Origin of the sequence: Microbispora sp. KK1-11, assembly GCF_006874435.1 — a bacterium.
Taxonomy (GTDB): domain Bacteria; phylum Actinomycetota; class Actinomycetes; order Streptosporangiales; family Streptosporangiaceae; genus Microbispora; species Microbispora catharanthi.
The window spans coordinates 12,197-26,713 of record NZ_VIRJ01000026.1 but is presented as its reverse complement, the minus strand read 5'-3'; the positions used below and the strand labels follow the sequence as shown (position 1 = coordinate 26,713).

The following is a 14,517-nucleotide window of genomic DNA, read 5'->3' as shown; positions in this document are numbered from 1 at the left end:
TCCCGCGACTGGGACTGATTCGGCCCGGCCTCGTGTTTGATATGCGGTAGCCGTACGAGGGGGAGCAGGCATTGAGTGACGGGCCTCTGATCGTCCAGTCGGACAAGACGCTGCTGCTGGAGGTCGACCACCCCAGGGCGGACGAGTGCCGCAAGGCCATCGCCCCGTTCGCCGAGCTCGAACGCGCGCCCGAGCACGTCCACACCTACCGGATCACCCCGCTCGCGCTGTGGAACGCCCGGGCCGCCGGGCACGACGCGGAGCAGGTGGTCGACGCGCTGATCGGCTTCAGCCGCTATCCCGTGCCGCACGCGCTGCTCGTGGACGTCGCCGAGACCATGGCGCGGTACGGCAGGCTGCGGCTGGAGAAGCACCCCATCCACGGCCTGGTGCTCTCCAGCATCGACCGCGCCGTGCTGGAGGAGGTGCTGCGCTCCAAGAAGATCCAGCCGCTGGTCGGGGAGCGCTACGGCGCCGACATCGTGGCCGTGCACCCCTCGGAGCGCGGCAACATCAAGCAGACGCTGCTCAAGCTCGGCTGGCCGGCCGAGGACCTGGCCGGCTACGTCGACGGCGAGCACCACCCCATCGACCTGCGCGAGGACGGCTGGTCGCTGCGGCCCTACCAGAAGGAGGCGGCCGACGCGTTCTGGCACGGCGGCTCCGGCGTCGTGGTGCTGCCGTGCGGCGCGGGCAAGACGATCGTGGGCGCGGCGGCCATGGCGCACGCCCGGGCGACCACGCTGATCCTGGTCACCAACACGGTCTCGGCCCACCAGTGGAAGCAGGAGCTGATCAGGCGCACCTCGCTGACCGAGGACGAGATCGGCGAGTACACCGGCACCAAGAAGGAGATCCGCCCGGTCACGATCGCCACCTACCAGGTCATGACGACCCGGCGGCAGGGCACCTACCGGCACCTTGAGCTGTTCGACGCCCGCGACTGGGGGCTCGTCGTCTACGACGAGGTCCACCTGCTGCCCGCGCCGATCTTCCGGATGACCGCCGACCTGCAGGCCCGCCGGCGCATCGGCCTCACCGCCACGCTCGTCCGCGAGGACGGCCGGGAGGGCGACGTCTTCTCGCTCATCGGGCCGAAGCGCTACGACGCGCCCTGGAAGGAGATGGAGAACCAGGGCTACATCGCCCCCGCCGAGTGCGTCGAGGTGCGGGTGACGCTCAGCGACGACGAGCGGCTGGCCTACGCCATGGCCGAGAGCGACGAGCGCTACCGGTTCTGCTCGACCACGCCGGCCAAGACGAGGGTGACCGAGGCGCTGGTGCGGCGGCACGCGGACGAGCAGGTGCTGGTCATCGGGCAGTACATCGACCAGCTCGACGAGCTGGGCGAGCACCTGAACGCGCCGGTCATCAAGGGCGAGACCAAGGTCAAGGAGCGCGAGCGCCTGTTCCAGGCGTTCCGCGACAAGGAGATCCGGGTGCTGGTGGTCTCGAAGGTCGCCAACTTCTCCATCGACCTGCCCGAGGCGGCCGTGGCGATCCAGGTCTCCGGCACCTTCGGCTCGCGTCAGGAGGAGGCCCAGCGGCTCGGCCGGGTGCTGCGCCCCAAGGCGGACGGCGGCGGCGCGCGGTTCTACTCGGTGGTCAGCCGCGACACGGTCGACCAGGAGTTCGCCGCGCACCGGCAGCGGTTCCTGGCCGAGCAGGGATACGCCTACCACATCATCGACGCCGACGACGTGGGCGAGGAGGACCCGGCGCGCTGACCCTCGTCGGTCACGTACGGCGCCGGGCGCGGTAGGCGCTGGCCTTCGCCCGGTTCTGGCACGACAGGTCGCAGAAGCGGCGCGAGGCGTTGCGCGTGGTGTCGAAGAAGACCAGGGAGCACGTCGCGGCCTGGCACGCGCCGAGCCGCGCCCCCTGGCCGACCCCGATGACCATGGCCAGCGCGGTGCCCATGTCGGCGGCCCAGGCGTCCACGAGCGGCGCGTCCGGCCGGTGAAAGGCGAGCTGGAGCGGCTTTCCGGGGCCGCCGTGCAGGGTGGGCACGGCGCCGTGCCGCGCCAGGAGGTCGTTGAGCCGCCCGGCGGCCTCGGGCAGGCGGTCCCCCGCGCCGTACAAAGGGTGCAGCTCGGCGGCGACCTCCGCGAGCCGGTCGGCGTCGCCCGTCGTGAGACCGCTCGGAGGGCGACCGGCGGCGGCGAGGCCCGCCTGGATCGCGGCCAGCCGTTCGCCGCCCGTCCGCGGCGGTGTGACACGGCGGCCGTGCGCCGACCCGGCGGCGAGGGCGTTCACCAGGAGCACGGCGAGCTCCACCCTGCTCCCGACATAACTGTCTATCTCTGGTTGACCAGTGATGCGCCACGGCTCTATCGTCACTGTCGTAGCTTAACTAGACAGTGAGGTTTGAGAGATGTCCGTACGCCTGGCCCGCACCATGTGGCATCAGATCGAGCCGGTTCACGCCACGCTCTACTACAGCCCGGAGGCATTCGAGGAGGCCGCCGCGCTCGGCTACGACGTCACGACGCGCTGGCCGAGCTACTTCGCCTGGCGCACCGCGCCGCTGGGCGCGGCGGGACCCGCGCTGGTGGCCGCCACCTACTACAGCTTCAGCCCGAGCATGATCGCGCGGTACGTGCCGGGCGCCTGGGAGATCGCGACGCCCGCGCAGGTGCTCGACGCGCGGCTGGGGGCGATGGACCGGACGGTGCGCGGGCTCCTCGGCGACCGGATCGACGAAGGTCTCAAGGAGGCGGCCGAGCTGGCGATCAGGGCGGCGGAGAGCGTGGACGTCGCCCACCGGCCGCTCGCCGCGGCCAACCTCGACCTCCCCTGGCCTGAGGAACCGCACCTCGCGCTGTGGCAGGCCTACACGGTGCTCCGCGAGCACCGCGGCGACGGGCACCTGACGGCCCTGCACGCCGCCGGTCTGGACGCCTGCGAGGCCCTGGTCTCCTTCGCCGCCGTAGGGGCTGCCCCGGCGGAGAACTTCGCCGGGCGCGGCTGGAGCGACGAGGAATGGTCCGCCGCGCGCGACCGGCTCGCCGCACGCGGGCTGATCGACGACGAGGGAACGGCCACCCCGGCGGGGCGGGCGCTGCGCGACCAGGTCGAGCGCATGACCGACGAGCTGGCGGCGGGCCCGTGGCGGGCGCTCGGCGAGGCGGGGGCCGAGCGGCTGGCCGAGCTCAACCGGCCGTTGCTCGGGGCCGTGTTCGAGTCGGGTCTGCTGCCCACCGTCACCACACTCGGCATCGGCACGATCCAGGCTCCCGAGTAAGGGACGGCCGGCCATTCACATGGCCGGCGCTCAGCGGGGTGTCCACGACGTCGGCCGGGCCGGTCAGCGCGCCGGGCGAAACCTCCGGTCCTCGCGAAGCCCGCTCCGCTCCCGAGCCCGGTGGACCCCTGCGGAGATTCCGAGCCTGCGAGGAATCTTCGTGGGTGGGGCGACAACGCGGCGAGCCGCCGCCTGGGCCACGCGCAGCAGGGCCGTGATTCGTCAGACACGACCTAGGGAGGCCTAGGTCCAGGAGATGCCCTTGGGCCTTGTCACCACATCACCCCCTCGCGCCTTTACCCTCACATGATGCAGTCGTGATGGCGGCAATACCCAGCAGACAAGACGAATCACGCAATATGAGCATTTTTCGTCTTACTGCTGGTTTCTCGCTGCCCGTTACCCCGCCCACCGGTGAGCGCTCACGGCTCACCCAACGCGGCATATCAGGACAAATCACCCCACTGCTGCATATCGTTTTCCCCGGCGGTCTGACGATGGAGCGCTCCATCGTCGCCGCCGCAAAGCTTCACGTGCCGGTCATCGGGACGCGGTCACTGGGCGGCCAGGCCGCCGACGAACAGCACCACCAGCGCGACGACCCAGGCCGCGACGGCGACGCCGTACAGGGACTCGCGCCTGACGAGCCAGGCGGCCCCGGTGACACACGCCGCGACCACCCCGACCATCACGGACAGCGCGATCACCGAGGCGATCCGGTCCGCGCAGTCCGGCGACGCTCCCAGGCTCGTCGTGCAGAAGGCCTGTCGGCTCCAGTCGCCGAAGACCGCGAACCCCCACAGCGTGGCGAGCAGCAGGCTCGCCGCCGCCGGGATCGCCGGAGGAACCACGGTGCGCGTCACCCGGGTACAGATACCCGCCCCGGGAAACGGCGACACGCGAGAGAAATACCGTTTCGGCATTGCGCTGCCCATCGCTAAGCTCTTGTGCTTCCCGCTTCCACCAGTCCTGTCCCCGTCATGCCCGGAGGAGCTTCCGCATGCCCGAAAATGTGCTCGAAGCCGAGCGCGCCCATCTCGCGGCCTCCCGCGCCGCGCTGCGAACGATGCGCGAGCACGCGCAGTCGCTGTCGGCGGACGCCGCCGGCGACTGGGTGTCGCAGCAGGTTCTGCAGGGCCTGCTCGACCAGCGGGTGGCCGCACTGGCCGACCACCCCGACGCGCCGCTGTTCTTCGGCCGACTGGACCGCGCGGCCGGTGACGACCTGCCGAGCACGGTCTACGTCGGCCGCAGGCACGTCCACGACGAGAGCAGCAGGCCCCTCGTGATCGACTGGCGCGCCCCGATCTCGCGCGCCTTCTACCAGGCCAGCCCCGCCGATCCCATGGGAGTGGCACTGCGCCGCAGATTCGGCTACCAGGGCGGCGACCTCACCGCGTACGAGGACGAGCCGCTCGACGGCAGGGCGCTCGGGCACAGCAGGCTGCTGACCGAGGAGATCGAGCGGCCCCGCACCGGCCCGATGCGGGACATCGTGGCGACCATCCAGCCCGACCAGGACGAGATCGTCCGCGCCGACCTCGGCGTGACCGTCTGCGTGCAGGGCGCGCCGGGCACCGGCAAGACGGCCGTGGGCCTGCACCGCGCGGCCTACCTGCTGTTCACCCACCGCGAGAAGCTGTCGCGGTCGGGCGTGACGATCGTCGGGCCCAACCGGGCCTTCCTCTCCTACATCTCCTCGGTGCTGCCCGCGCTCGGCGAGGTGAAGGTCGACCAGACGACGGTGGCCGGCGTCCTGGGCGACCACGCCCATCCCGAGGACCCCGCGGTGGCGGCGGTGAAGGGCGACGCCCGCATGGCCGAGGTCGTCAAGCGGGCGCTGTGGCTGCACGTCACCAAGCCGGCCGAAGGGGTGCTGTTCACCAAGGGCATCAACCGCTACCGGGTGCCCGATCACGAGGTCCGCGAGATCGTCGCCTCGCTGCGCGGCACGACGAGGTACGGCCCCGGCCGCGCCACCCTGGCCCAGCGGCTCGCCCACGCCGTGCTCGTGCAGATGGAACGGCGCGGCGAGTCGCCCGACGACCGGGTGCAGGACGCGGTGGCCCGGTCGAAGCCGGTCAAGGCCGTGCTGGACGCCGCCTGGCCGAAGCTCACCCCCGAACAGGTGCTGTTCCGGTTGCTGTCGGACCCCGAGTTCCTGACCAGGGCGGCCCGGTCGGACCTCTCGCCGGAGGAGCAGCAGCTCATCGTGTGGCGCAAGCCGTACAAGTCGCACCGGTCGGCCAAGTGGACGGCCGCCGACGCGGCGCTGCTGGACGAACTCGGCGACCTGATCGAGCGGACGCCGTCACAGGGACACCTGGTGGTGGACGAGGCGCAGGACCTTTCGGCGATGCAGTTGCGCGCGCTCGGACGCCGCTGCCGCACCGGTTCCGCGACCGTGCTCGGCGACCTCGCCCAGGGCACCACGCCCTGGTCGGCGCGTTCCTGGAAGACCGTGCTCGACCACCTCGGCCAGCCCTCGGGCGAGGTCACCGAGCTCACGCTCGGCTTCCGCGTGCCCCGCGAGGTCCTCGACTTCGCCGCGCGGCTGCTGCCCTCCGTCGCGCCGGAGCTCGCCCCGCCGCGCTCGCTGCGTCCCGGCGCCGGCTCCCTGTCCGTACGCCGCGAGAGCGACGTCGCCGCCGCCCTCCCCGAGGCCGTACGGCAGGCCCTCGCGCAGGAGGGCTCCATCGGGGTCATCGCGGCGGACTCCGGCCTTCCCGCGCTCTCCGCGGCCCTGGAGGCCGCCGAGGTGCCGCACACGGTGCTCGGCCCCGACTCGACGGGCGACGACCGGGTGCTGCTGGTGCCGGCGACGCTCGCCAAGGGCCTGGAGTACGACCACGTGATCGTCGCCGAGCCTGCCGCGATCGCGGAGGCCGAGGAGCGCGGCCTCGCCCGCCTCTACGTGGTCCTCACCCGGGCGGTAACGTCACTGACCGTCCTGCACACCCGCGACCTTCCCGAGGAGCTGCGATGACCTCGCCCGGCGTACACGTCCGCCACGGAGCGCTCGGCGACGTCCCGGCCGTGCTGCGGTTCTGGCTGGAGGCCGCGGAGAACACCGACAGGCACGACGACGCCGGCAAGGTCGTGGCCCTGATCGAGCGCGATCCCGAGGCGCTGCTCGTCGCCGAGATCGACGGCCGCATGGTCGGCACGCTCATCGCCGGGTGGGACGGCTGGCGCGCCCACCTCTACCGGCTCGCCGTGGACCCCGCCCACCGGCGCATGGGCATCGGATCGCTGCTGATCCGGGCCGCCGAGGAGCGGTTCCGGAAGTTCGGCGCGTTCCGTGCCGACGCGATGGTCCTGCACGACAACGCCCTGGCCCACCACGCCTGGACTGCCGCGGGATACGCGATGCAGACCGACTGCGCCCGCTGGGTCAGGCGCCTCACCTGAGCCTGGGGCGCACAAAGGAAAGGGCGGCTCCCCCGAGGGGGGAACCGCCCTTCCGTTGAGACGAAGCAGGCAGATGGATCAGAAGTCCATGTCGCCGCCGCCGGGCATGGCGGGGGCCTTCTCCTTCTCGGGCTTCTCGGCGATGACGGCCTCGGTGGTCAGGAACAGCGCCGCGATGGACGCCGCGTTCTGCAGCGCCGAGCGGGTGACCTTGGCCGGGTCGATGATGCCGGACTCGAACATGTTGACGTACTCGCCGGTCGCGGCGTTGAGGCCCTCACCAGCCGGGAGGTTGCGGACCTTCTCCACCACGACGCCGCCCTCGAGGCCGGCGTTGACGGCGATCTGCTTCAGCGGCTCCTCGAGAGCCTTGCGGACGATCGCGGCACCGGTGGCCTCGTCGCCGTTGACCTCGAGCTTGTCGAACGCGTTGGCGCCGGCCTGCAGCAGGGCCACGCCACCACCGGGGACGATGCCCTCCTCGACCGCGGCCTTCGCGTTGCGGACGGCGTCCTCGATGCGGTGCTTGCGCTCCTTGAGCTCGACCTCGGTGGCCGCGCCGGCCTTGATGACGGCGACGCCGCCGGCCAGCTTGGCGAGGCGCTCCTGGAGCTTCTCGCGGTCGTAGTCGGAGTCGGTGCGCTCGATCTCGGCGCGGATCTCGTTGACCCGGCCGGCGATCTGCTCGGCGTCACCGGCGCCGTCGACGATCGTGGTCTCGTCCTTGGTGACGACGACCTTGCGGGCGCGGCCGAGCAGGTCGAGGGTGGCGTTCTCGAGCTTGAGGCCGACCTCCTCGGAGATGACCTGGCCACCGGTGAGGATGGCGATGTCGCCCAGCATGGCCTTGCGGCGGTCGCCGAAGCCCGGAGCCTTGACGGCCACGGACTTGAACAGGCCGCGGATCTTGTTGACGACCAGGGTGGCCAGGGCCTCGCCCTCGACGTCCTCGGCGATGATGACCAGCGGCTTGCCGGACTGCACGACCTTGTCGAGCAGCGGCAGCAGGTCCTTGTTGGCCGAGACCTTGGAGTTGACGATCAGGATGTACGGGTCCTCGAAGACCGCCTCCATGCGCTCCGGGTCGGTCACGAAGTAGCCGGACACGTAGCCCTTGTCGAAGCGCATGCCCTCGGTGAGCTCCAGCTCCAGGCCGAAGGTGTTGCTCTCCTCGACGGTGATGACGCCTTCCTTGCCCACCTTGTCCATCGCCTCGGCGATGAGGGCGCCGATCTCGGTGTCGGCGGCGGAGATGGAGGCGGTGGAGGCGATCTGCTCCTTGGTCTCCACGTCCTTGGCGAGCTTCGACAGCTCCTCGCTGACGCGCTCGACAGCGGCCTCGATGCCCTTCTTCAGCGCCATCGGGTTGGCGCCGGCGGCCACGTTGCGCAGACCCTCGCGGACCAGCGCCTGAGCGAGCACGGTAGCCGTCGTGGTGCCGTCACCGGCGACGTCGTCGGTCTTCTTCGCGACTTCCTTGACGAGCTCGGCGCCGATCTTCTCCCACGGGTCCTCGAGCTCGATCTCCTTGGCGATCGAGACACCGTCGTTGGTGATCGTGGGGGCGCCCCACTTCTTCTCCAGCACGACGTTGCGGCCCTTGGGGCCGAGGGTCACCTTCACGGCGTCGGCGAGCTGGTTCATACCGCGCTCGAGACCGCGCCGGGCGTCCTCGTCAAACGCGATCATCTTGGCTGCCATTAGGCTAGACCTCCCAGTAGCAGGGTGTCTTCAACGGACCGAGCCGACGCCCGCGACGGCGCGGACCCGCTATCCCTGCGCGGGCCCCATCGCCCCGATCCCGGTTGTTGTCACTCTCGACCTCAGAGTGCCAAACAAGTATTTAGCACTCTACCCCTGCGAGTGCAAGCGGAAGCCATGCTGACCAGCTTGGACGTTATGTCCAGATCAGCGAGCCGACGGCGCAGCGGGGAGACACCGAGCGAGCCCGAGGGGCGCGCCGCCGGTCTGGACTGAGGAACGCGCGGAGCGAGGGACGAGCGACTCCGAGCGACGAAGGCCGCGCTCCCGGCGCGCCTCCGGCACGACCGGCGGATATCAGCGCCGCGATGGCGAAGCGGGCGACACGGCAAGCGAAAGGCCCGGCACGCGGATCCGCGTGCCGGGCCTTCCAAGGTCGATGACGGGATCAGACGGCCCGTACGGCTTCCGCCTGCGGGCCCTTCTGACCCTGCGTGATGTCGAACTCAACCCGCTGACCCTGCTCGAGGGCCTTGTAGCCGTCCATCATGATTGCCGAGTAATGGACGAACACGTCCTTACCACCGTCTACCGCGATGAAGCCGTAGCCCTTGTCCGCGTTAAACCATTTGACGGTGCCCTGCGCCACTTCCGACTCCTCTTGCTGGGCTGGGGACCACACCCAAGAAGCCCCCGGTTTTGTCGATCGTCCTCGACCATACCCGTGTCAAGGCGTAGGACAACAGAGTCAATCCGCAAACTACTACTTGGCGTTCGCTCAAAGCGGGATCGAAGAATATTCACTTTGCTGTTGAATAGTTGAGAGCTACACCATTTGCCATGGCATCGCATGACTTCTTGGACGATAGAAGTGCATGTCAGATGCTCGGCCCCGGCGCGGCGGCTCAGCCTCCGGCGACGGCGGGGATGACCGAAATCTGCACCCCGTCCGGCGTGGCGGTGTCCAGACCGTCGGCGAATCGGACGTCCTCTTCCCCGACGTAGACGTTGACAAAACGCCGGATCTTACCCGTCTCGTCCAGGATGCGTCCGCCGATGCCGGGGTAGTCCGCGTCCAGCTTCTGCAGGACCTCGCGGAGCGTTCCCCCCTCACCGCTCACCTCCGCGGCTCCGTTGGTGTACGTCCGGAGAATCGTCGGAATCCGCACGGAAACGCTCATTGTTCGCTCGCTTTCGTTACTGCCGATGGGCCTTTTGAAACGCTTTCAGTTGGCGAATGCCGCACGGAAGGCGTCGAGAGAGGGACGGATGACGGCGGCGGGACGGGCGTGCTCGGCCACCGCGTCGAGGGTCTTGAGCCCGTCACCGGTGTTGAGCACCACGGTCTCGGCGTCGGGGTCGAGGCGGCCCTCGCGCACCAGCTTGCGCAGCACGCCGACCGTGACGCCGCCCGCGGTCTCGGCGAAGACGCCCTCCGTCCTGGCCAGCAGGCGGATCGCGTCGACCACTTCCTGGTCGTTCACGTCCTCCACCGCGCCGCCCGTCCGCCGCGCGATGTCGAGCACGTACGGCCCGTCCGCCGGGTTGCCGATGGCGAGGGACTTGGCGATGGTGTCGGGCCGCACCGGCTGCACCACGTCCTGCCCGGCCTTGAACGCCTGCGAGACCGGCGAGCAGCCCTCGGCCTGCGCCCCGAAGATCCGGTAGGGCCGCTCCTCGACCAGCCCCAGCTTGATCAGCTCACGGAAGCCCTTGTCGATCTTCGTGAGCTGCGAGCCGGAGGCCACCGGAATGACGATCTGGTCGGGCAGCCGCCAGCCGAGCTGCTCGGCGATCTCGTACGCCAGCGTCTTCGAGCCCTCGGCGTAGAAGGGCCGGAGGTTGACGTTGACGAAGCCCCACTTCTCGCCCAGCTCATCACCGATGAGCTCGGAGCAGAAGCGGTTGACCTCGTCGTAGTTGCCGTCGATGGCGACCAGGCGGCCGCCGTACACGGCGGCCATGGTCACCTTGGCCGGCTCCAGGTCGGCGGGGATGAACACGCAGGAGTCCAGCCCGGCCCGGGCGGCGGCCGCGCTCACCGCGCCGGCCAGGTTGCCGGTGGAGGAGCACGACAGGGTGTGGAAGCCGAAGTTGCGCGCGGCCTCCAGCGCGATCGCGACGACCCGGTCCTTGAAGGAGTGGGTCGGGTTGCCCGAGTCGTCCTTGACGTGCAGCGACCGCAGGCCCAGCTCGGCCGCCAGCCTGTCGGCCTTCACGAGCTTGGTCCAGCCGGGCTGGAGGTTGGGCTTGGCCGCCGCGCCGGCGGGAACGGGGAGCAGGGAGCGGTACCGCCAGATGTTCGCCGGACCGGACTCGATGTCCTCCCGGCGAACCTCGCCGAAGTCGTACGCCACCTCAAGGGGGCCGAAACACTCCGTACAGGCGAAGATCGGGCCGAGGTCATAGAGAGCGCCGCATTCGCGACACGAAAGACCGGTGGCGGGGCCGAACTCGACGGTGTTCGCGGCAGTGCTGGTGTGCGCCATGAAGCGAGGCCTTTCCCTCATCTTCGCTCGCGACCACCTTGGCCGCGAGCCGGAATTGGCACCTGTCCCGGCCGGGCCTCGTGGGCACGAGTTCGACACCGGGGAGGTTGCCGGGGCTTCGCAGGGCCGGTCCCTCCACCCCTCTGGATGAGCATGTTCAGTTGTAGGACCTTCCGGGAAAGGTCCCTAGCACTGTACCCCGGCGTCCCCGGTGTCCGTTCCGGCGTCTCACATAGCGAGACGATCTGTATCAGCCGTACGCCTCACCGAGGGCACTCTGCACGTACTTGCGCGCCTGGTGGATACGGGACTTGACCGTCCCGAGGGGGATCTTCAGCTGGTCGGCGACCTCCGCGTAGTCGAGCTGGCAGATGTCGCGCAGCACGAGCGCCTGAGCCAGGTCGGGCCGCTCGGTCTCGAGCGCCTCCATCGCGTCGAGCAGGTCGAGCCGCGACCCCGCGATGACGCTCACCCGCCGGGGATCGGGCCGCTGCTCGGGCAGCTCCTCCGCCTGCTCCGACGAGCGCCGCTTCAGCGAGCGGTAGGTGGTCCTGGCGCAGTTCACGGTCACGATGTGCAGCCAGGTGCTGAACTTGGCCCGCCCCTCGAACCTCGCGATGTTGCGCGCCACGGCGAGCAGCGTGTCCTGCGCGGCCTCCTCGGCGTCCTGCCGATACGGTAGAAGCCGCTCACAGTGCCGCAGGACGTCGGGCTCGATGCGCCGCAGCAGTTCACCGAGCGCGCGATGGTCCCCCTGGGCAGCCGATCGGGCCAGGTCCTCGGTCGTGTCGTCCAGTGCCATGCCGTATTCAGCCCTCCCGCGATCGGTTGACATCCTATTGACGGAGGTCGGCTTTTATTAATCTTCCGGCATGCGCGCCCGCTCTGATCGAGGGAACCCCAAGATGAGCAGCACCGTTCTGATCGCGTCCAACCGGGGCCCCGTGTCCTTCACGCTGTCGGACGACGGCGGCCTGACCATGCGCAGGGGCGGGGGCGGGCTCGTCTCCGGCCTGTCCGAGGTGGTCAAAGACACCGACGTCCTGTGGGTCTGCGCGGCGCTGTCGGACGGCGACAGGGGCGCGGTGCGCCAGGCGCCGGGCGGGCGGCTCGACCGGGCCTTCGAGACGGGGCCCATCCGCATGCTGGACATCCCGCCCGCGGTCTTCCACCGCGCCTACAACGCCGTCGCCAACTCGACCCTCTGGTTCGTCAACCACCTGCTTTACAACACGCCCTTCGCCCCCGAGTTCGGCACGCGGTTCCGGCGGGAGTGGGAGTCGTACCGCACGTACAACGGCGCCTTCGCGCTCGCCCTGGCCGAGGAGGCGGCCCACAGGGCGCGCGTCATGGTGCAGGACTACCACCTGACGCTGACCCCGGCGATGCTCCGGGTCGAGCGGCCCGACCTGCGCATCGCCCACTTCTCGCACACGCCCTGGGCGCCGCCGGAATACTTCGCGCTGCTGCCCGAGGACGTCGTGGCGGAGGTGCTGACCGGCATCCTCGGCGCCGACCACGCCGGATTCCTCACCGGGCGCTGGGCCCGCGCCTTCATGGACTGCTGCGAGACGCTGCTCGGAGCCCGGGTGGACCACGCCGCCCGTACGGTGACGCACGACGGGCGGACCACCAGGATCGGCGTCCACCCGCTCGGCGTGAACGGCGAGGCGCTGCTGACCCGGGCGGCCGAGCAGGACGTCGAGTCGCACATGACCGTGATCAGGGACCTCGTGGGCGACCGCAAGCTGATCGTGCGCATCGACCGCACCGAGCTGTCCAAGAACATCGTGCGCGGCCTGCGGGCCTACCAGGAGTTCCTGGCCGCCCATCCCGAATGGCACGGCCGGGTCGTCCACCTCGCGTTCGCCTACCCCTCCCGCCACGACCTGCCGGAGTACCGCGAGTACACGGCGGCCGTGCAGCGCTGCGCCAAGGAGATCGAGGACGAGTACGCGACCGAGGACTGGGACCCGCTGATCCTCAACGTGAACGACGACTACCCGCGCTCGCTGGCCGCCTACCGGCTGGCCGACGTCCTGCTCGTCAATCCGATCAGGGACGGCATGAACCTGGTGGCCAAGGAGGGACCGATCCTGTCGCCCCGATGCGCGCTGGTGCTGTCCCGCGAGGCCGGCGCGGCGGCCGAGCTGGGAGCCGACTCCCTGCTCGTCAACCCCTACGACGTGTCCGGCACGGCGGCGGCGCTGTACGAGGCGCTGACGCTGCCGGAGCAGGAGCGGCTCACGCGCGGCCTGCGGCTGCGGAAGGCCGCCACCGCCCTGCCGCCTCAGCGCTGGTTCGAGGACCAGCTCTCCGCGCTGCGCTGACCGGGCCGGCGCCCGTGCTGCTCCGGGCTGACGCCCTGTGCTGCTCCGGGCTGACGCCCTGTGCTGATCCGCGCCGGCGCCCTGTGCTGAGCGCCACACCGGGTGCTCGGGTCTCGTTCCCGGATGATCCGTTGCGCTACCCTTGCCTGGTTTTGGACCGCAACATAAAGGTCACCAGGGACAGCCCCACCTGGTTGATCTATCTCCAGCTCGCCACCTTCGCCACCTACCTCTACGGCCTGTCGGCCGCCCTGCCCCTCCTGCGCGCCGAACTCGGCGTGTCCCAGGCCGTCGCCGGACTGCACGGCACGGGGATGGCACTCGGCGGCATCGCGGGCGGGCTGGCCCTGCCCGCGCTGACCAGGCGGTTCGGGCGCCGTGTCGTCACCTGGGCCGGTTTGACCGGGATGAACGCCGGGGTGCTCCTCGTCGCGTTCGGGCACGCGCTCCCGTTCACACTGACCGGTTTCACGCTCGCCGGCTGCTGCGGTTCGACGGCGCTGTACGTGATGATGGCGGTGCTCAGCGATCACCACGGTCCCGCGGGGGCGGCCGTCATCAGCGAGGCCAACGCGGTCGCCGTGACCGCCGGAATCGCCACCACCTACGCCTTCAGCGTGGTGGCCGAGTCGCCGGCCGGATGGCGGTCCGCGCTGTTCGTGCCGGTGGCCTCCACCCTCCTGCTGGCCCTGCTCATGGGCCGGGTCTGGGTGCCGCCTGTGCCCGCCCCGCCGCCGCCGTCGTCCGCGACCTCCCGCAGAATCCCGTACGGCTGGCGCTTCCACGTCGCCGGGGTGGTCCTGCTGTGCTGCGTGGCCCTCGAGTTCGCCTTCAACCTGTGGGCCGCCGAGCTGCTCTCCCAGCGGACCGGGCTGTCGCCGGGCGTGGCGGCGACCGGGCTGAGCGCGATGCTGGCCGGCATGGCGGCGGGCCGGTTCGGCGGCGCCCGGCTGGCCCTGCGCTTCGCGCCGGGATCGGTGCTGCTGGCCTCACTCGGGGTGACCCTGGCGGGCTGGGCGCTGTTCTGGACCGGGACCTCGGCGCCGGTCTGCTACGCCGGACTCGCGCTCAGCGGGCTCGGCATCTCGGTGCAGTTCCCGATGGGCCTCACGCGCATGATCGATGTGTCGGGAGGCCGGCCGGACCAGGCGTCGGGCACGGCCTCGATCTGGGCGGGCGTGGGCTCGGGCAGCGGGCCGTTCGTGCTCGGCGCGCTGGGCGACGGCTTCGGGACGCACACGGCGTTCCTGCTCGCGCCCGCCCTGATCGCGATGGCCGCGGGAGGAGCGGCCGTGTCCAGGACGCGTTCCTGAACGTCCGGGCCGCTCGGAAGGCCGTTCGG

13 protein-coding genes and 1 riboswitch are annotated in these 14,517 nt (G+C 70.5%); of the genes, 6 read left to right on the top strand and 7 right to left on the bottom strand.

The window, feature by feature from the left end; genetic code table 11:
• Positions 1–71 precede the first annotated feature (71 nt).
• Positions 72–1,727, top strand: coding sequence for a DNA repair helicase XPB (locus FLW16_RS30375; protein ID WP_142563564.1), 1,656 nt, complete (start codon positions 72–74; stop codon positions 1,725–1,727).
• Between the two features lie 10 nt (positions 1,728–1,737).
• Here FLW16_RS30375 and FLW16_RS30370 read toward each other — a convergent pair whose 3' ends face one another.
• On the bottom strand, positions 1,738–2,277 hold the full coding sequence (locus tag FLW16_RS30370; protein ID WP_142563563.1) for a CGNR zinc finger domain-containing protein: 540 nt from the start codon (positions 2,275–2,277) through the stop codon (positions 1,738–1,740).
• A 97-nt stretch (positions 2,278–2,374) separates the two neighbouring features.
• On the opposite strand from FLW16_RS30370, the gene FLW16_RS30365 reads away from it, so the two are divergent.
• Positions 2,375–3,244 (top strand): SCO6745 family protein, encoded by an 870-nt coding sequence (locus FLW16_RS30365; protein WP_142563562.1) that lies wholly within the window; start codon positions 2,375–2,377, stop codon positions 3,242–3,244.
• 554 nt (positions 3,245–3,798) lie between these two features.
• On the opposite strand, the gene FLW16_RS30360 is transcribed toward FLW16_RS30365, so the two are convergent.
• The gene (locus tag FLW16_RS30360) at positions 3,799–4,107 is read right to left on the bottom strand and encodes a hypothetical protein (protein WP_142563561.1); all 309 of its coding nucleotides are present in this window, start codon (positions 4,105–4,107) and stop codon (positions 3,799–3,801) included.
• Between the two features lie 137 nt (positions 4,108–4,244).
• On the opposite strand from FLW16_RS30360, the gene FLW16_RS30355 reads away from it, so the two are divergent.
• A complete protein-coding gene (locus FLW16_RS30355; protein ID WP_142563560.1) occupies positions 4,245–6,230 on the top strand; it encodes an AAA family ATPase in 1,986 nt (661 codons plus the stop codon).
• Positions 6,227–6,655 (top strand): GNAT family N-acetyltransferase, encoded by a 429-nt coding sequence (locus FLW16_RS30350; protein ID WP_142563559.1) that lies wholly within the window; start codon positions 6,227–6,229, stop codon positions 6,653–6,655. The genes FLW16_RS30355 and FLW16_RS30350 overlap by 4 nt, the downstream gene beginning before the upstream one ends.
• Before the next feature lie 78 nt (positions 6,656–6,733).
• Here the strand turns inward: FLW16_RS30350 and groL are convergent, their stop codons facing one another.
• The 5 genes from groL to FLW16_RS30325 all read right to left on the bottom strand — a co-directional run bounded on the left by groL (position 6,734) and on the right by FLW16_RS30325 (position 11,647).
• Positions 6,734–8,356: a chaperonin GroEL gene (gene groL / locus FLW16_RS30345; protein WP_079319299.1), complete on the bottom strand. Its 1,623-nt coding sequence runs from the start codon at positions 8,354–8,356 to the stop codon at positions 6,734–6,736.
• Positions 8,357–8,804: 448 nt separating this feature from the next.
• The gene (locus FLW16_RS30340) at positions 8,805–9,005 is read right to left on the bottom strand and encodes a cold-shock protein (protein WP_030509192.1); all 201 of its coding nucleotides are present in this window, start codon (positions 9,003–9,005) and stop codon (positions 8,805–8,807) included.
• Positions 9,006–9,261: 256 nt separating this feature from the next.
• Positions 9,262–9,537, bottom strand: coding sequence for a MoaD/ThiS family protein (locus tag FLW16_RS30335; RefSeq protein ID WP_030509193.1), 276 nt, complete (start codon positions 9,535–9,537; stop codon positions 9,262–9,264).
• 45 nt (positions 9,538–9,582) lie between these two features.
• Positions 9,583–10,866 (bottom strand): threonine synthase, encoded by a 1,284-nt coding sequence (gene thrC, locus FLW16_RS30330; protein WP_396686860.1) that lies wholly within the window; start codon positions 10,864–10,866, stop codon positions 9,583–9,585.
• A riboswitch (SAM riboswitch) is annotated at positions 10,860–10,999 on the bottom strand. Its footprint overlaps the gene before it by 7 nt.
• Positions 11,000–11,095: 96 nt before the next feature.
• The gene (locus FLW16_RS30325; RefSeq protein WP_142563558.1) at positions 11,096–11,647 is read right to left on the bottom strand and encodes an RNA polymerase sigma factor; all 552 of its coding nucleotides are present in this window, start codon (positions 11,645–11,647) and stop codon (positions 11,096–11,098) included.
• Between the two features lie 103 nt (positions 11,648–11,750).
• Here FLW16_RS30325 and FLW16_RS30320 point away from each other — a divergent pair, with 103 nt between their 5' ends.
• Together FLW16_RS30320 and FLW16_RS30315 are read left to right on the top strand one after the other, a co-directional pair.
• Positions 11,751–13,175, top strand: a complete 1,425-nt coding sequence (locus tag FLW16_RS30320) for a trehalose-6-phosphate synthase (protein ID WP_142563557.1) — start codon at positions 11,751–11,753, stop codon at positions 13,173–13,175.
• A 152-nt stretch (positions 13,176–13,327) separates the two neighbouring features.
• Positions 13,328–14,488, top strand: a complete 1,161-nt coding sequence (locus FLW16_RS30315; protein ID WP_185949655.1) for a sugar MFS transporter — start codon at positions 13,328–13,330, stop codon at positions 14,486–14,488.
• Positions 14,489–14,517: the final 29 nt, after the last annotated feature.

Bases quoted from the DNA above. Each gene is read 5' to 3' on its own strand.
- FLW16_RS30365 (WP_142563562.1), top strand. From the start codon at position 2,375: ATGTCCGTACGCCTGGCCCGCACCATGTGGCATCAGATCGAGCCGGTT.
- FLW16_RS30355 (WP_142563560.1), top strand. From the start codon at position 4,245: ATGCCCGAAAATGTGCTCGAAGCCGAGCGCGCCCATCTCGCGGCCTCC.
- FLW16_RS30350 (WP_142563559.1), top strand. From the start codon at position 6,227: ATGACCTCGCCCGGCGTACACGTCCGCCACGGAGCGCTCGGCGACGTC.
- groL (WP_079319299.1), bottom strand. From the start codon at position 8,356: ATGGCAGCCAAGATGATCGCGTTTGACGAGGACGCCCGGCGCGGTCTC.
- FLW16_RS30335 (WP_030509193.1), bottom strand. From the start codon at position 9,537: ATGAGCGTTTCCGTGCGGATTCCGACGATTCTCCGGACGTACACCAAC.
- thrC (WP_396686860.1), bottom strand. From the start codon at position 10,866: ATGAGGGAAAGGCCTCGCTTCATGGCGCACACCAGCACTGCCGCGAAC.
- FLW16_RS30325 (WP_142563558.1), bottom strand. From the start codon at position 11,647: ATGGCACTGGACGACACGACCGAGGACCTGGCCCGATCGGCTGCCCAG.
- FLW16_RS30320 (WP_142563557.1), top strand. From the start codon at position 11,751: ATGAGCAGCACCGTTCTGATCGCGTCCAACCGGGGCCCCGTGTCCTTC.